Annotated in this window: 12 protein-coding genes and 1 riboswitch; of the genes, 1 reads left to right on the top strand and 11 read right to left on the bottom strand. The window is 65.6% G+C overall.

Annotated features, from left to right (window positions below; genetic code table 11):
• Positions 1–158 precede the first annotated feature (158 nt).
• The 9 genes from JKL49_RS18730 to JKL49_RS18690 form a co-directional block, all read right to left on the bottom strand.
• A complete protein-coding gene (locus JKL49_RS18730) occupies positions 159–2,519 on the bottom strand; it encodes a PAS domain S-box protein (protein WP_215342600.1) in 2,361 nt (786 codons plus the stop codon).
• 233 nt (positions 2,520–2,752) lie between these two features.
• A complete protein-coding gene (locus JKL49_RS18725; protein WP_215342598.1) occupies positions 2,753–3,343 on the bottom strand; it encodes a TMEM175 family protein in 591 nt (196 codons plus the stop codon).
• A gap of 42 nt (positions 3,344–3,385) precedes the next feature.
• On the bottom strand, positions 3,386–4,975 hold the full coding sequence (locus JKL49_RS18720) for a sensor histidine kinase (protein WP_215342596.1): 1,590 nt from the start codon (positions 4,973–4,975) through the stop codon (positions 3,386–3,388).
• A complete protein-coding gene (locus JKL49_RS18715) occupies positions 4,962–5,309 on the bottom strand; it encodes a circadian clock KaiB family protein (protein ID WP_347340411.1) in 348 nt (115 codons plus the stop codon). The genes JKL49_RS18720 and JKL49_RS18715 overlap by 14 nt, the downstream gene beginning before the upstream one ends.
• Positions 5,306–7,000 carry a circadian clock protein KaiC gene (gene kaiC / locus JKL49_RS18710; RefSeq protein ID WP_215342594.1) on the bottom strand — a complete coding sequence of 565 codons (1,695 nt, stop codon included), beginning with the start codon at positions 6,998–7,000 and terminating at the stop codon, positions 5,306–5,308. The genes JKL49_RS18715 and kaiC overlap by 4 nt, the downstream gene beginning before the upstream one ends.
• 570 nt (positions 7,001–7,570) lie before the next feature.
• Complete coding sequence (locus tag JKL49_RS18705; protein ID WP_215342592.1) at positions 7,571–8,047, bottom strand: hypothetical protein; 477 nt, start codon at positions 8,045–8,047, stop codon at positions 7,571–7,573.
• Between the two features lie 110 nt (positions 8,048–8,157).
• Positions 8,158–8,493, bottom strand: a complete 336-nt coding sequence (locus JKL49_RS18700) for an STAS-like domain-containing protein (protein WP_215342590.1) — start codon at positions 8,491–8,493, stop codon at positions 8,158–8,160.
• The gene (locus JKL49_RS18695; protein ID WP_215342588.1) at positions 8,490–9,176 is read right to left on the bottom strand and encodes a hypothetical protein; all 687 of its coding nucleotides are present in this window, start codon (positions 9,174–9,176) and stop codon (positions 8,490–8,492) included. Before JKL49_RS18695 ends, JKL49_RS18700 begins: the two co-directional genes overlap by 4 nt.
• Before the next feature lie 619 nt (positions 9,177–9,795).
• Complete coding sequence (locus JKL49_RS18690; RefSeq protein WP_215342586.1) at positions 9,796–12,324, bottom strand: DEAD/DEAH box helicase family protein; 2,529 nt, start codon at positions 12,322–12,324, stop codon at positions 9,796–9,798.
• Between the two features lie 130 nt (positions 12,325–12,454).
• Positions 12,455–12,648, top strand: a riboswitch (cobalamin riboswitch).
• Positions 12,649–12,803: 155 nt separating this feature from the next.
• Here JKL49_RS18690 and JKL49_RS18685 point away from each other — a divergent pair.
• Positions 12,804–14,804 carry a TonB-dependent receptor plug domain-containing protein gene (locus tag JKL49_RS18685; RefSeq protein WP_215342585.1) on the top strand — a complete coding sequence of 667 codons (2,001 nt, stop codon included), beginning with the start codon at positions 12,804–12,806 and terminating at the stop codon, positions 14,802–14,804.
• Between the two features lie 55 nt (positions 14,805–14,859).
• On the opposite strand, the gene JKL49_RS18680 is transcribed toward JKL49_RS18685, so the two are convergent.
• Both JKL49_RS18680 and JKL49_RS18675 read right to left on the bottom strand, forming a co-directional pair.
• On the bottom strand, positions 14,860–17,199 hold the full coding sequence (locus JKL49_RS18680; protein WP_215342583.1) for a TonB-dependent receptor: 2,340 nt from the start codon (positions 17,197–17,199) through the stop codon (positions 14,860–14,862).
• A gap of 138 nt (positions 17,200–17,337) precedes the next feature.
• Positions 17,338–19,302, bottom strand: a complete 1,965-nt coding sequence (locus JKL49_RS18675; RefSeq protein ID WP_215342882.1) for a tetratricopeptide repeat-containing sulfotransferase family protein — start codon at positions 19,300–19,302, stop codon at positions 17,338–17,340.
• Positions 19,303–19,408 lie beyond the last annotated feature (106 nt).

Here is a 19,408-nt window from a genome sequence, read left to right as displayed (position 1 = left end):
GCGCCACGCGGCGGTCGCGGCGCCATGAGGGTGATGAGGATCGCCAGCACCCCTTGGCCGTCAGCCTTTCGCGTTCCATGGCCTGTCCCTGACCCCCACCCAAGAATGACGCGGACGCTGAGCGAAACCGGCCAGCCTGGTCCGGGCCTGGCTCAGCCTCACGTGGCGACCCGCAGTTCCTTCAGCTCCGCCCAACGGGCGATCTTGTTCAGGAAGTCCTCCGGCAGGACCGGCTTGCAGATGTGGTCGTTCATCCCGGCGTCGCGGCAGGCTTCCACCTGCGGCGGCAGGACATTGGCGGTGACCGCCAGAATCGGGGTCGCGCGGTTCAGTTTTGAATTGGCGCGGATCGCCCGCGTCGCCATCAGTCCGTCCATGACCGGCATCTGCAGGTCCATGAGAATGACATCGAAGGCGGTGCGATCGGCCGCTTCGACGGCTTCCACGCCGTTGCTGGCCTGGGTGATCCGCACGTCGAAGGGCTCCAGCAGGATCGACATCAATTCCCGGTTTATCGCCACGTCGTCCACGGCCAGGACCTCCAGCGGCCGGCGACCGGTGTCCTCGCCTGGGGCGCCGCCGTCGGAGGGCTGATCGGCCCGCTCGTCAAGGTCGGGCGCCGCGATGGTGAACCAGAAGCTAGACCCCTTTCCAACCACGCTCTCGACGCCGATCTCACCGCCCATCGCCTCGACCAGGGCCTTGGAGATGGCCAGGCCCAGCCCCGAGCCGCCGTGCTGGCGCGTGTTCGACCCGTCCACCTGCGAGAACCGCCGAAACAGCCGCGCCAGGTCCTCAGGGGCGATGCCGACGCCGGTGTCGGTCACCTCGAAGCGCAACCGGCCGGCGGAGTCGGGCGCGCAGCTCAGGGTCACGCGCCCCTGGTCTGCGAACTTGACGGCGTTGCCCAGCAGGTTGAGCAGGACCTGACGCAACCGCCCGGCATCGGCCAGCACAGCCCGGGGCAAGTCGTCGCGCGGCCTGAGATCGACCGCCAGGCCCTTTCGCCTCGCCTCGGGGAGGACCATCGAGAGGGTGTCATCGAGGAAGTCCGCCAACGCCAGCGGTTGCGGGTCAAGCGCGACCTTGCCCGCCTCAAGCCGGGAGAAGTCCAGCACCTCATTGACGATCTTCAGCAGGCCATGTCCGCTGGTGACGATCCGCGTGACATAGGTTCGCGCCCGGTCCGACAGTTCCCCCAGACCTTCCAGCGCCTGGGCGAAGCCGATGACGGCGTTCAGGGGGGTGCGGATCTCGTGGCTCATATTGGCCAGGAACTCGCCCTTGGCGACCGAAGCGGCCTCGGCCTCGATTTGCTTGCGCTCAAGCGCCTCGGTCATCGCCCGGCGCTCGGTCACGTCCCGCAACACCGCGACCACCCCGATGAAGATCCCGGCCGCGTCATAGAGGCCGGTCTCGACGCTCTCCATCCAGACCGCGGTCCCGTCCCCCCGCTGCATCCGGGTCTCGCTCAGGCGGCCGTCGGGGAACAGCAGCCCGGCGCGATACTGCGCCAACTCCCCCAGGGCCTCTGAGTCCAGCCCGGCGGCTTCAAGCTCGGTGATCAGCCGGCCGACGATCTCGTCGGGCTGATAGCCGAAGGCGCGAACCGAGGGGGAGATGAATTCAATGACGCCGCGCGCGTCGTAGCGGACGATCACATCGGTGACGTTGTCGGCCAACAGCCGGTAGCGCGCTTCGCTCTCGGCGATCGCCTGCTCCCGAAGCTTGGCCTGGGTGACGTCGATGATGACGCCGTACATGTAGGAAGGCTCGCCGTTGGCGTCGCGTTCCACAGCCCCGGTCATCCGGACGTACCCCCGACGGCCGTCGGCCCGGGTTATCGCATATTCCCGCTGGTCGGTGTGGCCGTCCGTCTGGCCCGCCGCCGCCAGGCGCAGTTGCTCATGGTCCTTGGGATCAAACATGCCAATGCCGCCCTGGGGCGGGGGGCCGTCGGCGGGATCGAGGCCGAAGATCGCGAAGGTGCTGGGCGACCAGGTGCGGGCCTGGGTGCTGATGACATAGCGCCAATGACCGACGCTGGCGATATCCTCCGCCATGGCCGAAATCTGGTTGATCTCCGCCAGCTCGGTCTGCAGCGTCGCGGCCCTGGCCCGGGCCTCTGTGACATCGGACACCACGCCCAGCATCCTGAGCGGCGATCCGTCGGGCGCGAACTCGACCTCGCCGATGGCATGGAGGATCCGCACCTCACCGGACGGCCGGACGATGCGATGGTCGATGTCATAGGGTTCGACGCCCTCTATCGCGCGCTGCAGCGCGGTCTCCAGCATCTGGCGGTCGTCGGGGTGGACGCAGGCCAGGAAGTTCGGGTAGCTGGGCGCGAAGTCACTGGGGGACCGACCGTAGATCCGGTAGATCTGGGGTGACCAGAGGGCGCCGTTGGTGGGCATCTCCCACTCCCAGCTTCCGGTGCTGGACATGCGCTGAACCCGGTCCAGGTGCCGGGCCAGGGACTCGAAGTCGGTGTCCGTCGGGGCTTCGAGGTCCTGCATTCGCTTGCCTTTGCGGCGCGGCGCGCGAGTCAGCGGCCAGGTCTCGCCCGCCTAGGGAACGTCATTTCCAGACTTGGGTCCATGATTCGTCGAGCAACCGCACCGACGCCGCCAGGCCACACAACCTGAAGGTTCCGCCCGACCCGGACGGCGCAACCCGACGCTCCAAAACGGGTCCTCCCCGGGCGCGGAGGACGTCCAGGGGGCAAGGGCTCCTGTCGGCCAGGTCGCGATCAGGACTGAGCATTGTGCGCCACGACATGCTTCTCCACGCGGCGGTCAGGGACCAGCCACATCAGGGCCACCGCCAGATAGGCCAGGGCCGCCCCCGGCGTCCAGACGAAGGAAAGGCCGACCCCGGCCAGATAGATCACCGGCGAGGCCTTGGCCTTCAGGTCCCGCCCCAGGGCCTGGCGCAGCACCGAATGTTCGCCCTGCTTGCGGAAGATCATCGCCTGCATGATCGTCCACGCCACCCCCGCCATCAGCAGCGAGCCGCCATAGAGCGCGGTGGGCGCCGGGGCGAAGTGGTTCTCCCCCATCCAGGCGGTGGTGAACGGCACCATGGACAGCCAGAACAGCAGGTGCAGGTTGGCCCACAGGATCGCCCCATCCACCTGCCGCACCAGCTGGAAAAAGTGGTGGTGGTTGTTCCAGTAGATGCCGATGTAGACGAAGCTCAGCACATAGCTGAGGAACACCGGTAGCAGCTCCGCCAGGTCCTCAAACCGCGCCCCCTGCGGTGGCCGCAGCTCCAGCACCATGATGGTGATGATGATCGCCAGCACACCGTCGGTGAAGGCCGTCAGCCGCTCGCGTTCCATGAAGCCCGAACCCCTCAACCCCACCCAAGCCTGCAGAAAGCGTCAGCCGAGATCCACCGGAACATATCCCTTGGGAGACCAGGCCAAGGTCCCGCTTGGGCCCTTGCCGGCCGTCGCCAGCCTGGCGGTGATCCGGCAAATGACCCCCGTCGGCGCGAAGGTGATCGCAGCCTCCCCCCCCAGCTCCGCCGAGAGGCTGCGTTCAATGAGGCGCGAGCCGAAGCTGCGGCGCAGAGGCGGAACAACCAGGGGGCCGCCGGTCTCTTCCCACCGCAGCGCGATAAGGTCGGCGTCCAGAGTCCAGTGGATGCTCAGCCGGCCTTCCGGGACCGACAAGGCGCCATACTTGGCGGCGTTGGTGGCCAGCTCCTGAAGCGCCATGGCGATGGCCAGGGCCATCCCCGGCGCCAGGCGAATGCCGGGGCCACCTGTGACGATCCGGGCGGGGTCGGCGCCGAGGTAGGGCGAGACCGCCACGGCCACGATTTCGCTCAGTTCCGCGCCTTCCCAGCTCTCGCGCGTCAAGACATCGTGGGCTTTCGAGAGCGCCAGCAACCGCTCCTCCAGAGCCGCGCGGCCCTGCTCGGCGGACGGTGCGGAGCGCATGGTCTGGGCGGCGATGGACTGGACCGTGGCCAGGGTGTTCTTGACCCGGTGGTTGAGCTCATTGACCAGCAGGCTCTGCTTCTCGTCGGCCACGCGCTGCTCGGTCCGGTCGCGAAGGATTTTCAGGAAGCCGATCAGCCGCCCGTCATCCTTGCGGAGCGGCATCATCAGGGTGTGGGCCCAGAACGGCTCGCCATCCTTGCGCAGATGCCAACGCTCCACCTCCGACCGCCCGCTCGCCAGGCAATGGGCCCGTTCGTGATCGTCGGCGCCCGCCGCCCTGTCGTCTGGGGTCCAGATGGCCGGGAAGCGCCGACCGATCAGCTCGGTGGCGTCCCATCCCAGGATCTGCCGGGCGCCGGCGTTCCAGATCGTCACCCTTTCATCCAGGTCGGTGGCCATGATGGCGTAGTCGCTGGCGCCCTCCAGGATCAGCCGGTAGCGCTCGTCGCTCTCCCGGTGGGCGGCCTCCACGGCCAGGGCCGACTTGGCCTCGGCGATTTCCCGGGCCTGGCTGTAGGTGGAGGTGAGGTCGGTGAGCACCCCGCACAGGAACCCGCCGTCGCCGGGGTCGGTCCGGGTGAGGGACAGCTGCGCCACGAAGGTCTCGGCCCGGTCGGCGCGGGTCAGAACCAGCTCGGCCTTGCCGCCGTTTTTCAGCAGGCGCGCGAAGTCGGCCGAGGAGCCGGGCGTCACGAAGGTGGCGAACTGTGCGCCGGTCAGGCGGCTGGCGGGCGCCCCCACCATCTCGGCCAGGGCCCGGTTGCCATAGAGCACGGCGCCCTCCTGGCTGATCATCAGCGCCCCGTCGGTCATCTGCTCGATCAGCTGGCGGTAGGAGCGGTCGGCGCTCTCCAGCGTATAGACCTGGCGATTGTCCGGACCGCCCACGACGACGGCGTCCACCTCCCCGTTGCGGATCGCCTCCAGGGTCTCCAGGGCCTCGGCCAGCTGGTCGCGAAGCTCGGAGATCTCGCGCGCCTGCGACAGCGTCGGCGGCTCGGAGGTGAGACTATTTTTCACCATCGGCGCGTCCGTCTCGTGCCCTCAGGTCCAGGCCGCGCAGCACCCGCTCGGTGTCGGAGAGGTCGCCGATGATCCGCCGCACCGGCTCGGGCAACAGCTTGATCAAGGTCGGCGCCGCGAGAATCTGGTGCTCGGCCGCCGCCTCCGGATGCTCGTAGACGTCGACCACCTCCAGATCATAGCTGTCGGGAAGCTCGCTCTCGAGCACCCGGCGCAGGTTGTCGATCGCCCGGGTCGAGCGCGGCGTCGATCCGGTGACGTAGAGCCTCAGCACGTGCTTGGACCCGGCGTCGGGTTCGGCGGCGGCGGGCGGTGTCTCTGGGGAGGTGGTCACTGCGTCGACCCCCGGCGGGTCGCGGCGGCGAAGCGGCTCGCGGTGAGCACCTTCTCCTTGCGCTCATCGACGTTCTCCAGGGCGAGCAGTTCGGCCTCTTCGCGCTCCAGCGCCTCCAGGGTCTCGGCGATCTGCCGCTCGGCGGCGTTGCGCCTCTGGACGAACTCCCGGTGACGGCGGTTGACCTCGTCCAGGCGCTCCAGGGCCGCGGCCTCTTCCTGCGCCTCCTGCACGATGCGGGCGCTGCCGGTCAGCACCCCGTGCGGCCCGATATAGGGCTCGATCAGGGTCACCCCGCCGCTCCCGAGCAGATACTCGCGGATCTGGTTGGAGTGGCTCATGCCCCGGGCCTTGAGCACGAACAGGCCGCGGTTGCGTTCGCCGTTGGCCTGCAGGTCGTGCAGGCCGATCCAGACGTCCATCAGGGAGGACAGGCTCTGGTCGTCGCGGCCCGGCTGGTCGGCGTTGATCAGGTTGTTGAAGACCCCGGTGATCCCCTTGACCTTCAGGTAGTCCACCAGCCGCAACAGGGTGGCGTGGATTTCACTCTCCGAGCCCCGGAAGGCGGAGATCGGGTCCACCACCACGGCGGTGGGGTTGAACTCTTCGATCTGGCGGATCATCAGCACCAGGTGCATCTCCAGCCCGAACAGGCTGGGCCGGGCCGACTCAAACCGCAGCAGGCCGCTGGCCACATGCGCCCCCAGGTCCAGGCCCACCGACTGCATGTTGCGCACGATCTGCTCGGGGGACTCCTCGAAGGAGAAGTAGATCGCCCTCTGTCCCGCCACGCAGGCGGCGTTGACGAAATGCGATCCGAAGGTGGTCTTGCCGGTGCCCGACGGACCCGACAGCAGCACGCTGGAGCCGCGATAGAAGCCGCCGATCCCCAGCATGGCGTCGATCCCGCCGATCCCGCTGGACACCACCTCGTCGGAGATCGAGTGCGACAGGCCCGCCGAGGTCACCGGCAGGACACTGATGCCGCCCTGGTCGATCAGGAACGGGTACTCATTGGTGCCGTGGGCCGAGCCCCGGTATTTCAGCACCCGCAGACGCCGGGTGGTGATCTGCTCCTCGACCCGGTTGTCCAGGGCGATCACGCAGTCGGAGACATACTCCTCCAGGCCGTGCCGGGTCAGCTGGCCCTCGGCGCCGCGCTCGGCGGTGATCATCGCGGTCACGCCGCGATCCTTCAGCCACTGGAACAGCCGCCGAAGTTCGGCCCGCAGGACGGGGCCATCGCCAAGGCCCGAGAACAGGGCCTCCAGCGTGTCCAGCACCACCCGCTTGGCGCCGATCTTGTCGATGGCGTGGCCCAGCCGCACGAACAGGGCCTCCAGGTCGTACTCGCCGCTCTGCTCGATCTCGCTGCGCTCGACCCGCACATAGTCGATGATCAGCTTGTTCTCGGCGATCAGGCCGGGCAGGTCGTAGCCCAGCGAACTGACGTTCTCCACCAGGTCCTGGGCCCGCTCCTCAAAGCTCATCAGGACGCCGGGCTCGCCGTGCTCGGTGGCGCCCTTGACCAGGAAGGTCAGGGCAAACAGCGTCTTGCCGCACCCGGCCGCCCCGGCGATCAGGGTCGGACGCCCCGCCGGCAAGCCGCCAAAGGTGATCTCGTCCAGCCCCGCGACCCCGCTCGGCGCCTTGAGGAGCTGGGCGGCCATCGCCTTGGTGTGAATTGTCATCGCAGCGATCCTCGGGCGCGAAGCGCACGTCTGATCAGTACAAGACCCCCGACGCCGCGTCCTGACGAAATCTCATGGGTTGAAAATCGCTCCGCGCGGATCCGGGGCCCCTCAGCCGTCATCCTCGGGCTTGTCCCGAGGACCCATGATCTCCGCCAGATCGTACAGACCCCGCCGCCTGAGCCTCGAGGGTCCACGAGCGCCCGCCTCAGTCCAGATACCGCTCGCTCACCGCCCCATCCAGATGCCGCACCCTTGCGGCGGCCACGACCTCCAGGTCCATCAGTCGCCCGGTTCACCCCCGGCGCTCCAGTGGGTGACGCCGCCGACGCAGCCCCGATCGACCGGCGCCCATAGACCTCCACCCTCGATCCGCACCTGCCCCGGCTAGGCCCACAGCACCCCCCATAGCGCCGGCAGATGGAGCAGGTGCACGCGGTCACCTCCACCGGCGCGGCCTCACAGGTGAGGCGGACGGCAGAGCAGTGGCAGGTGGCGAGAGTGGGCATGGTGCGGCTCGGCAGGAGGATACGAATGAGCGCGACAAGGACCGGCTCAACTAGCTTTTGGCTATACGTATATTTCGTGCGAGGCGGCTGTCAGTTTGCGAGCCAACAGTCGAGCGGCTCCGAGCACTTTGTCGGCTCGCATCGGGTCGGCCTTGCGATTGCCACTCTCGATATCGAGGGTGGCAATATTGCGAAAATCTGCAAGAGCGTCGGTAAGTCTCAATTTCTGATGCTGCCTATCGAGTAGGGATAGCCGATCCGTAAGGTCGTCCAGGTCCGACTGAACAGTCTGAATAGCTTTGCGCGAACCCGCGGGATCATGCTTCTGCCGCCAGACATCTGCAGCGGCCTGAGCCACCTTATCGAGCACGGCCTGGCATTCTTGCAATCTCTTATAAAACTCGTCGCGGCGCTGGCGATGCACACTCAAGCGATGGGTCGCGATCACCGCAACCGAGGCCACGACGAGGGCTAGTGTGCTGATCGCGGGCGAAGCCCATTCCGGAACTTGGCTTTTGTCGGCTGCGAGTTGTTCCACTCGCCCTTCGAGTCTCGCTTGACGTTGTTCCAGCGCCCGTAGTTCAAGATTAGTGGGCGTTGGCGCAGCCGTCGCTGGATGTGCGGCCTGGCGAGGGACTGGAACGTCAGTCACTTCGAACGCTTCGCCTCGTCAAAGTACCGAAGGGCTTGAGTGCAAACTACAGGTCGTTCGTTGCATACCACTTCGATCCGCGCCCGAACGCGGCCGATGGCCTCATCGTTCTCACCGGCGTCGCGGGCCAAGCCGCCGAACACTTCTTCGAGGAAGGACGCCGGTGCCATGGCAGTACCGTCGAAATCGATGCGCACCTTGTCATTAGACGCCAGGGCCGCCGCAAGAATCTCTCGCAGAGCTTCGCCACTCCCTGGTCCGTCGGCCTTATAGCGGCCGGCCAGGAATGGGGTGAAATCCTTTGCGACGTGGAGCGTGAGAGTCTTGCTCACGCTGCGGGTCCCGTGTTTGGCAAAGCCAGGGCCAAACAGACGACCGTCCCCTGTACGTATTCAGCCTCGTCAAATGGCTCCAGGCCAGTGCCACTGCGGTAGGTGCATCCGCCAGCCAAGCTTCGCACAACAAGTTCGGAGCCCGGATGACAATCGATCCACTGGATCATGCTGGCAAAGCCGTTGCCTCGGCCTCGCGGCGCCCGTGGAGCGGCCACCGCATGCGCCACCAACTGGGTATCGCCACAGGGCTTCGTCGGAATGCGCTGCGCCAGGGACATCGGAATGCCTACGCCGTCATCGACGACGGAGAGGAGAACCGTGCGCGTTTCGGCGTTAAACGCCGCATGGGCCTGCCACTCAGGGCGTCGCCCCTCGGAGGCGCCGGCACTTCCATGCTGAACGACATTTTGGATCGCTTCGCAGAGGAAGGTCGTGGCCACCTCCGCTTCGGGCCACGACAGGCCGTGAATTGAACTCACAAGGTGATAGATCGTTTCGCCGTCAACCGTGCGGCCACGGGCGTTTGCCCTCTTGGAACTGCAGGGCCAAGACGAGTGGAGGCGGAACAAGGCGTGAAGCGCAGCAACTTCCTCCAAGCAGGTGTCAGTCGCGCAGCCTATCGGTTCGCACTGTGCGGCGCTGTCTTCCGCACACGTGTCTTCCAAAGCCTCAAGCGACATGCGTGCGACCGTCCATTGTAGTAACGGCGCGAGGATAGCGTGAAGGCTGACGCTAGTGCCACTGCCAAGATTGAAGGTAACCCATAAGCGATCAGGGCGCTCTGAGGGGCATTCCCCTTACCTCAATGGACGCAGCCTCACAGGTGAAGTGTCGGATAGAGCAATGGTGGCGAGGTGGGAGGGTGGCTCATGCGCCACTGTCTCAAGCCCAAATCTCGCGTCAATATCGGACGTATATCCAATTGTCGTCGATGGAAACCTCGAAGGCCGTGGACCCGAATCGCTTAGGGTTTCTCTCCTAGAGCAGCGCGAGAGAAGGAATTCGAGATCGTGAAGAAGCCAATTAGTCCGCAAGCCGACAAGGTCTATGGTGCCATTATTCGTTTAGAAGAGCGCCTTAGCAGACGGCCCTTCCAACAAGAGATCGCGCACGAGGCTGGATTTCGATCAAAGGCATCGGCGAATAAGTATATTAAAGAGCTGGAAGAGGCTGGATGGTTACAGAGAGATTACATGAGCCTAAACACTCTTCGACCAACTGGCTGAAGATAGGATCGATGACACGCGCACGGCGCGCGCGCCCATCGTATGTGTCGTATCCAGATATTCTCTGACTTGATTACGGTCCTTTTCCGGAGGCTTTTTCGAATGTCACAAGGAATAACTTCCTGATTCCGTCTGGAGTTAGATTTGCCTTTTGCAAAGCAGCTTCGCATCGTTCCCGCAAGGCGTCGGCTTTGCCGGGGCTTGCAACTAAATCTTTCAATACACCGCGTAGTGCGCCGACTAGTTTGGTGATCTCTGCCAAGCGTAGCGCATAGCTCCCTGCTGTGCTCGCCTTGTTGTCGGCGACCGCTTCGGGCAAGGCTGAGACGCGCACGGCAGCGCGTCCTGGGTATGCTCCCTTGAACCAGTTCTCTGCTTCGAGCAGTTGAGCATGGTCGCTCTTGTAAAGGGGATTGTCCTCCTTCTTGCTCTTGGCTTCGATTACAAAATCGAAGGTCGCTCCCGTCCGCCAAAGTACATCAGGGCCGGTTCCATGGATTTTCTCGGGCCGCTCAGCCTCAAAGCCAAGATATGTTCCTAAATTCGCGAGCGCTTCCTCATAGCGGGCGGCTGAGGCTGCCGGCACCAACTCTGCCACGGCTTCTTCAAAGTCGGCGAGCATGGCTCCCCTCAGATCATACTCGAGGAGGCGCGAGACAATCGCGCCCGACTGCTTTCCCGGGATCGGTCGCGGCACGTAAGGCGGTCGAATTTTCGGCGGGGAATGATTGTTGTTCACCGAGAATGCATTCGTTTGCAACTTCTGGCCCCGCTGTTCATCCTCCATTTGATAGGCAATTCGAGCGGCCAGCGCTGAAAGCCAAGCACGCCGCTGGCTGTCAGATTTTAGTTCTTCGTCAGCGATTAGCTTCTCGAAAGTCTGAAGCGCCTTTTCGTACTGGCCCAGCCGCTGGAGCTTGAAAGCCTTCCGCTCGCCGCCGGCGACACGTAGCGCCAACATATTCACAGGAGCAGCATGCGCCGCCTCGGCTAGTTCTGACGCGTGATACTTTACCCAGTCGGCATCCCGATTCAGGCACTTCATCACCGTCTCGTGTACTTCCTTTACTGTCGTGACCGTCTCGCTCATTTCCTGGCCCATGCTCAACTGGACGCGTGTGCTTGCCGTAAGGAAGGCGAGATTGCTCTTGCGACCTATCCACCCAACCAATCGGCTACCGATCAGCATTACAGTGCAGAAGTCCCCGCCACCTCGTGTTCCGCGCCCAATACCCTGCTCAATTCGTTGCGCGATGAGTGAACTGACGGCGGCGTCGGCGACTACATTCACCCGGTAAATGTCATAGTCCGAGGTGCCCTGGGGCAGATTATCCATCACGAGGAACCGACATGCGTTCCCGGCAAGGTCGATCCCGTCGTAGCGATTGGCTAGAACCAAGGGGCCGTAACTTGTGCCCGACTGCATCGCAGAAATCTCATCGGCAACAGCTTTTGCCGTGCTCGGATACTTGGCGATATCAGTCCATTGATCCGCAGCGTGGCCGGAGGGCGTAAGAATCGCAGCGCCTCGCTTGTTCTCAGCTAGCTTCTTGGCGATGTTTTTCACCATCGGCGTGATCGGCGTTCCCTCAAGCTTCATCAGCTCAGGTATCAGGATCATTCGCTCCCCGACCCCTGCTAGTGAGGCCGACGTGATTGGCTTGCTGACCGCTTCTGCGGACGCTCCGAATGTGCGTACGATCTCGCTGTCATCAGCGATCGTCGCCGACATATAAATCCTCCGACTACAGTCATCGAAAGTCGGGAGCAGATCGACCGTCGGGAAAATAGGCGTGATCGTTACAGACTTGCGGCTGAATAGGCAGTGGCAGACTGCTAGGTTGTCTCGTAAAAAGGGCCACACAAAGGGGTCTATATCTTCCACGACTTCCGAGAGATATTGCTCGATCTCGGGAAGCTTGCGCTGCCAAGCCCAACTCGGCACTTCCATCACGCCGAAGTCTTTTCCGTTCGTTACGTCTGCAAAAGACCCACTTCGTCCAACCTCTTTGAAGGCCGTGCGGAAGCGGCCAGCGAGGTCGGCGTAGACGTCGCTATGGTCCTTCGCCGTGATGGTGAGACTAAAAGCGTCTCGAACTGATGAGAGCGCAACGTGCGCGTCATCTAGGATAATTGCGCCGGCTTTGACGATGCTTTGACCGCTGTTCCGCACGCCAAATTTGCTTCGGCCGTTGAAAAGGGTCTCGTACGAGCCAACCAACACACTTTTGCCATCGTAAAACTCAGCCTGAAGCGGCTGCTTTCTTACGTAGGGCACAGCAGAGATGCCGTACTCTTTGCTCTTGGCTATGACTTGATCGACCAATTGATTGGTGGGCGCGAGGTATATGACCGGCTCGCCGAGTTCATTCATCACCGACTGGGCCATAAGCAGTGCAACGAGGGTTTTGCCCCCTCCTGTATGCAGCTTGACCACGACATCACGCTCGGTTCGCCGGGGGAACCAGGCATCTAAAACCTCGGCTTGGCTTGCATACAGGTCGTTAATGCCTGGCGGCTTCGGGAGCGCATTGAAAATCTCGCGCGGATTTATCGGCTTGGGCTTGCCTTTGCTTTCCTGGAGCTTTTTGAAATCAACCATCACTCACCCAATGCGTGCATTTTTTTGAGTCATAGCTGACTAGCGCAGCCGCGTCATTTCTAAGCTGAAGCTTCCTCGCTGGGCTTGTGGAGGTTGAGCGCCCACATTGACCCCGCCCCCAGCTTCGCCGTAAGTCCCCCCTGCGACAGGTTCTCCGCGAGGAGATGAAAAGGGAACTCAGGTGGAAAACCTGGGCTGCCCCCGCAACTGTAAGCGGTGAGTCCGCGCGCCATCAGCCACTGGGTCCCTAAAGGATCTGGGAAGGCGGCGCGCAATGGGCGTTGACCCGTGAGCCAGGAGACCTGCCTGACGCAGTCGTCCTTCGATCGGCCGGGGTGCGCCGAGCGAACGGGGATTAGTCCCGAGAGGCGACGTTTGTTGGGCCGTGGCCCGGCGATCGTGCGCCCTGACCCCCACCCCGGGGTCGTGACGTCTGACGCCCGGGTCGCGGCTCGTCGTCAGAGAAAGGGGCAAGACCCATGAAGACCTATCTGCTTTCGACGTCGGCCGCCCTGGCCGTCGCCCTCTGCGCCACCACCTCGGCCTTGGCCGAGGATCGGGCGCGCGTGTCCGTGACACCTGTGTCCGTGACACCTACCCCCGACGCCGCCGGCGCGGAGGCGGCCAATCCGGTCAGCGAGCTGATCGTCACCGCCGCCCGCGGGCCGCAGGACCGCGCCAAGGTCGGCGCCTCGGTCACCGTGCTGAACGCCGCGGAGATTGCGGCCAGCCAGCAGGTGCTGGTCTCGGATTTGATCTCGCGCACCGTCGGGGTGGCCTATTCCCGCAACGGCGGGCCGGGGGGCATCACCACCATCCGCATCCGCGGGGCGGAGGGCGACCAGACCGTGGCCGTGGTGGACGGGGTGAAGATCAACGACCCCTCGGCGCCGGGGGGCGGCTATAACTTTGCCAACCTGCTGACCGGCGACATGGCGCGCATCGAGATCCTGCGCGGCGCCCAGTCGACCCTGTGGGGCAGCCAGGCGATCGGCGGGGTGGTCAACATCGTCACCGCCGAGCCCACCTCGGCCTTCGAGGGCGGGGTGCAGGCCGAGGCCGGGACGCACAACAGTTCCTATGTGCGCGGCGCGGCGGGGGGGATCAGCGACCACCTGGTCTGGCGGCTGTCGGCCAGCCACGATCAGACCGACGGGGTCTCGTCCTATGCCAAGGGGGCCGAGGACGACGGCTATCGCACCACGGCGGTGAGCGGGCGGGCCCGGGTGATCGCCAGCCAGGCGGTGTCGCTGGACCTGCGGGCGGTCTACACCCGCAGCCGCAACGACTTCGACGGCTTCCCGGCCCCGGCCTTCGTGTTCGCCGACACCGGCCAGTACGCGGAGATCGAGGAGCTGGTGGCCTACGCCGGCTTGAACGTGGCCCTGCTGGACGGCCGGCTGAAGAACCGCCTGGCCTATGGCTACACCAACTCCGACAGCCTGAACTTTAACCCGGCCCAGGCGGTGACCCCCGTCACCTTCGATTCGACGGGGCGCAACAGGCGCTGGGAGTACCAGGGGACCTACGAGATCGCGCCGGCCTGGACCGCCACCTTCGGCGCCGAGCGCGAAGCCGCGTCGTTCCGCACCCGCGCGCCGTCGGCCTTCAACCCCAACCCGGCGGCGGCCACGGCCAAGGTTGGGATCGACAGTCTCTATGGCCAACTTCGTGGGGACCTTGAGGGTCACTTGTCGGTCAGTGTCGGCCTGCGCCGCGACAGCCACGACACCTTCGGCGATCATACCCTGGGACAGCTGGCGGGCGCCTGGACGGTGGGGGAGGCGACCATCCTGCGCGCCAGTTTCGGCCAAGGATTCAAGGCCCCGACCCTCTATCAGCTCTACTCGACCTACGGGAACAAGGGGCTGAAACCGGAGCAGGCGGACGCCTGGGACGCGGGCGTCGAGCATCGTGTTGGTGACGGTTGGCTGGTGGTGACGGCGACGGGCTTCGCGCGGTCGACGGAGAACCAGATCGACTTCGTCTCCTGCGCGTTCGGCTCGCTGACCCCGGTCTGCAACCCCGGCGGCGTGGCCCGCTTCGGCTACTACGACAACACCGCAAAGACCGCTGCGCATGGGGTTGAGCTGGTGGCGGCGGCCAACCTGGGGCCCCTGGAGCTGGACGCCAACTACACCTGGACCCACACCGAGAACCGCTCGGCCGGCGCCAACCACGGCCGCGAACTGGCCCGCCGGCCCGAGCACCAGGCCAACCTGGCGGCCACCTACAAATGGCCGGTTGGTCTCTCCGCGACGGCCGCCATTCGCTATGTCGGCGCCAGCTTCGACAATGCCGCGGGCAGCTACGTTTTGCAGAGCTACACCCTGCTGGACCTGCGGGCGTCCTATCCGGTCAACGAGACCTTCGAGGTCTATGGCCGGGTCGATAACGTCTTCGACGACAGCTACGAGACGGTCCGCAACTACGGGACCCAGGGGCGCACCGCCACGGTGGGCGTGCGCGCCAAGTTCTGATCGGGTAAGGGTTTGCGGCGGGGGAGGACCCCCGCCGCAGCCCTCTATCGCAGGGCTAGAACGCCTGCCCGAAGCTGATGGCGATGGTCCGCGGGCGGGTCACCACAAAGTAGGGCTCGGCGCCGCAGGACGGGCAGCCGACATAGCGGTACTGGTCGCCGCGCTTGTCGAAGGCGTTCAGGATCGACAGCTCGGCGTGCCAGTTGTCGCGCGCGACGCCGGCGGTGAAGTCGGCCTGGGCATAGGCCCGCAGCTTGCCGAGCTCGGCCCGCTCGGCCAGGCGCAGGTCGCCCCAGTTGGAGGACTGGTAGACGAAGGCCCCCTGCAGGTGGGCGTCGAAGCCGGCCCAGGGGAACTCGTAGCGGACCGTCGTATTGGCCTTGATCTTGGGCGTCACGGGCAGGGCGGTGCCGGTGGGCGCCTGGGGGGTGGCGCAGGTCTGTACCGGCTTGCCGGTGGCAGGATTGACCGTGCCGCAATAGTCCTCGGTGAGCTTGGCGTCGGTATAGGTGGCCGCCCCGCCGATGGTCAGGCCCTGGATCGGGACCCAGCTCAGCTCGACCTCGGCGCCCTTGATGCGGGCCTGGCCGGCGTTCTGGATCTCGGTGAAGGCGTTGGGGCCGAGGAAGGAGAACTGGAAGTCCTTCCAGTCCTCGACATAGACCGCCCCGTTGAAGCGCACGGTGTTGTCGGCCCACTGGGTCTTCCACCCCAGTTCGTAGTTGTAGAGGTAGTCGGAGTCGTAGGGCGCGCGGGTTCCGCGGCGATTGATCCCGCCGGGCCGGAAGCCTTCGGAATAGGTCGCATAGACCATCTTGTCGTCGTCGATCTTGTAGGTGGCGTTGGCCTTGAAGATCTGGCCGGTCTCCTTCACCCGCTTGTCGAGATTGGTGCAGGGGCCCTTGCCGACGCTGGTCGGGGCGAAACAGGCCGCCTCGCCGGTCTTCGAACTGAACCCGCTGCCGAAGCCGAAGAAACCCTTCAGGCTGTTGTCGGATTTGAAGGCCCGCATGCCGCCGGTGACAGTCAGCTTGGGGGTGATGTCGAAGGAGACCTCGGCGAAGGCCGCGTAGTCGCGGTCCACCCGGAACTGTTCGGTCAGCCAGACGGTGCCGGGCCAGCCGGTGGGCGACAGGGCCGGGTCGAAGTTGGTGATCTGGTAGTTCTGCTCAATGAAGTGGCTCTGCCGCTGGGCGAAGGCTCCGAGCACGAACCGGGTCCGCCAGTCCTGCGGCGAGGACAGCCGGATCTCGTGGCTGTAGCGGGTGAACTTGTCGTGGCCGCTGATCCGCTGGGTCGGGTCGATGATCGCGCCGGACGCATCGGTGATGTAGGCGCCCGAGCCGTACAGGGTGTCGTAGAAGTAGGAATAGTCGGTGTAGTCGGTGTGGCTGTCGATCTTCCGCGACATGTAGGCGCCGGTATAGACGAGGTCGAGGTCTGAGACCTTGCCCTCCACCGCCAAAGCCGCCTGATACCAGCGGTCGTGGTTGTCCTCGGGCAGGTAGTGCTGGACCTTCAGCTCGCCGATCAGCGGGTCATAGCCGAACACGCCGGTGGTCTTCTGGTCCTGGCCCATGATGGTGGGCTTGATGGTCCAGTTCTCGTTCAGCCGCAGCAGCAGGGCGACCCGCGCGCCGAAGGTGTCGACCTCGTTGTAGTCCTTCTTGGCGGTGCTGGTGATTGTGACGCCCGACACCGGATAGGTGCGCGAGCCCTTCACGTTGTCGATATAGCCCGCGTCATGCTCGTCCCAGGCCACCAGGCGGATCGCCATCTGGTCGCTCATGGGCACATTGACCATGCCCTCCAGCACGTGGCCCCGGCCGCCGTGCGCCACGGTGTTGGCCTGCAGATCGTACTTGGCGCTGTAGTCGCCGATCTCGGGCTGGTTGGTGATGATCCGCAGGGTGCCGGCCTGGGAGCTGGCGCCATAGAGCGTGCCCTGTGGCCCTGCCAGGGCCTCGACCCGGGCGATGTCATAGATGTGCAGGTCCAGCGCCCCGCCGATGGTGGTGATCGGGGCCTCGTCCAGATAGGTGCCGACGCTGGGCAGGGACCCGGAGTGATTGCCGTCGCCACCCGAGGCCACGCCGCGCATATAGACGTTGGAATATCCGGGCGCCCCGCTCTGGAAGGAGACGCTGGGCAGGTATTTCACGTAGCCGGCGAAGTCGTTGACGTTGAGCTGCTCGAGCTTCTTGGTGGTGAAGGCTGTGACCGCCACCGGCACGTCCTGGAGGTTCTCCTCGCGCTTCTGGGCGGTGACCACCAGCTCCTCGACCATCGCCCCGCCGCCCGCAGACTGAGCGTAGGCGCTCCCGGCCAGCATGGTGCTCGTCATCAGGACGGCGCTGAGCGCCATCCTCCGCGGCAGGCTTGTCTTTGCGCGCATGGTCAGGCCCCTCAATGTCGATATCTCGACTCCTGACGCGCAGTTGCGTCCCGACGCGCTTACACTGTCAAGCTGTCCGGACACGGTGATTGAACGGTGTTGCGCCGGCGCCACCTGGGAAGGGTGTGGAAGGAGCGTTCAGGCCTTGAAGTCGGGAGCCGCCGGATAGGCTCCCAACACCGGGCCCAGGGCGGTCTTCAGCGGCACCAACCAGCGCTCGTAATGGCGCCAGTGGTCGACGCCGTCGGTGAAGATCGGCTGGCGGACCTGCTCGGAACTGGCGGTGCGTACGGCCCGGTCGTTCTCGTGGAAGGCCAGGCAGGCGGGCTCGAAGGGCAGGCCGCAATAGGCCAGCAGGGCGCGGACCTCCCCCTCCGGATCGGCCACCATGCGCTCATAGATCACCCGGTGCACCCGCCCCGGCAGCACGGCGTCGAAGTGGGCCATCAGCTCCACATAGTCGCCATAGTAGCGGCCGAGATCGGTGAGGTCGTAGGTGAAGCCCTGGCCGCGGGCGAAGTGCTGCTTGAAGCCCGAGAAGCAGCAGCCCAGGGGGTGGCGCCGCGCATCGATGATCCTGGCGTTCGGCAGGATCAGATGGATCAGCCCGACGTGGGAGAAGTTGTTGGGCATCTTGTCGATGAAGAACGGGCGCCCGAGTTTCCGCTGGCCCCGCGTACGGTCGAGATACTCCTGCCCCAGCGCCCGGCAGGCGTCGGCGTCCAGGTCGGCCAGCGCCTGCGGATAGGCCGAGCCCTCCTCGGCCCGCGACCGGCCCCCCAGCCGCTTGGCGATGGCCGGGATGTCGGGCAGCTCCATGGTGCCCTCGATGGCCGAGTGGCTGGCCAGGATCTGTTCCACCAGGGTCGAGCCCGCCCGCGGCAGACCGAGGATGAAGATCGGATCGGGCGCCTCGCCGCCATATCCCTCGCGCTCGCTGAAGAAGCCCCGGGTGAACAGCGCCTTGGAGCGCCGCACATGGTCGTGGGTCTCCTGCGCGTCATAGGTCAGGGTCTGGCGGCGCAGGGCGTTGCCCAGGGCGTACTGCTCGAAGGAGGCGGCGTAATCGGCGGCGTCCTCCAGCGCCTTGCCGAGCGCGAAGTGGAGGTGGAAGCGGTCTTCGGCCGCCAGGTCTTCCCGCGCCAACTGGCCGCGCATCGCCGCCACGTCGTCGTCACTGAACGTCACGGTCTTCAGATTGGCCAGGCTCCACCAGGCCTCGCCGAGGGCCGGCGCAAGCGCGAGGCTCCGGCGATAGGCGGCGACGCTGTCGGCCTGCCGGCCCACGGTCTTCAGCGCATGGCCCAGGCTCATCCAGGCCTTGGGCTGGGCCGGGAAGTCGGCCAGCAGCTTCTCGTAGATGTCGATGGTCTGGCCATAGTCGCCGGTCTGGCCCAGCGCGGCGGCCTTCAGGTTCCGATAGCCCGGATTGCGGGGATCCTTGGCCAGCAGCTTCTCGACCTCGGCGGCGGCGGCGGCGGCCTTGGTCTGGCGGTAGAGCACGATGGCCAGGTTCAGCCGCGCCGCGTCGAACTCCGGCGCCAGGGCCAGGGCATGGGTCAGCAGAGTTTCGGCGTCCTCGTAGCGCGCCAGCCGCGTCGCCACCTCGGCCAGCATGCGCAGGGCCGGGACCTCGTCGGGGCGCGTCTTCAGCACCTCACGCAGGGTGTGCTCCGCCACCGCCAGCTTCCCCTCCACCAGGGCTGCCCCCGCCTCCAGCAGTTGCGGATCCTGGGTGGCGCAGGCGATCTGCCGGGCGGTGGCGGCCTGGGCCGCGGAGGTGTTTCCGGCTAGCCGATGTTGCTCGGCGCTCAGCCGCCAGGCCTCGGCCAGATCGGGTTTCAGCGAGAGCGCATGGGCCAGGGACGCCAGCGCGCCGGGACCGTCGCCCAGGGCGCCCCGGACCCGGCCCAGTTCGAGGTGCGCCATCGCCCAGCGCGGCTGGGCGGCGGCGAGCGGCGTCAGCACCTCCAGGGCCTCGCCGAGCCGGTCCTGCCGTTCCAGGGCTTGGCCCAGCAGCAGCAACGCCTCGGGATGGCCGGGCGCCGCCTTGAGGATTTCCAGGGTCTGCTGCTGCGCCAGGTCCGGCCGTGCGGCCAGCATCCGCCGGGTGTGCTCCAACGCGCCGGCCAGGGTGCCGACGGAGGCGGAGGTGTCGCTCACGGTCTGGTCCAGGGTCTGTCCACGGGGCGATCAAGACCGCTCACCG

The organism is Phenylobacterium glaciei, from assembly GCF_016772415.1.
Taxonomy (GTDB): Bacteria; Pseudomonadota; Alphaproteobacteria; order Caulobacterales; family Caulobacteraceae; genus Phenylobacterium; species Phenylobacterium glaciei.
The sequence above is the reverse complement of the archived record's forward strand: the minus strand, read 5'-3'. Positions and strand labels throughout refer to the sequence as shown.

Coding starts and splice junctions, on each gene's coding strand:
- JKL49_RS18730 (WP_215342600.1), bottom strand. CDS start 2,519: ATGCAGGACCTCGAAGCCCCGACGGACACCGACTTCGAGTCCCTGGCC.
- JKL49_RS18725 (WP_215342598.1), bottom strand. CDS start 3,343: ATGGAACGCGAGCGGCTGACGGCCTTCACCGACGGTGTGCTGGCGATC.
- JKL49_RS18720 (WP_215342596.1), bottom strand. CDS start 4,975: ATGGTGAAAAATAGTCTCACCTCCGAGCCGCCGACGCTGTCGCAGGCG.
- kaiC (WP_215342594.1), bottom strand. CDS start 7,000: ATGACAATTCACACCAAGGCGATGGCCGCCCAGCTCCTCAAGGCGCCG.
- JKL49_RS18695 (WP_215342588.1), bottom strand. CDS start 9,176: ATGTCGCTTGAGGCTTTGGAAGACACGTGTGCGGAAGACAGCGCCGCA.
- JKL49_RS18690 (WP_215342586.1), bottom strand. CDS start 12,324: ATGGTTGATTTCAAAAAGCTCCAGGAAAGCAAAGGCAAGCCCAAGCCG.
- JKL49_RS18685 (WP_215342585.1), top strand. CDS start 12,804: ATGAAGACCTATCTGCTTTCGACGTCGGCCGCCCTGGCCGTCGCCCTC.
- JKL49_RS18680 (WP_215342583.1), bottom strand. CDS start 17,199: ATGCGCGCAAAGACAAGCCTGCCGCGGAGGATGGCGCTCAGCGCCGTC.
- JKL49_RS18675 (WP_215342882.1), bottom strand. CDS start 19,302: ATGCTGGCCGCACGGCCGGACCTGGCGCAGCAGCAGACCCTGGAAATC.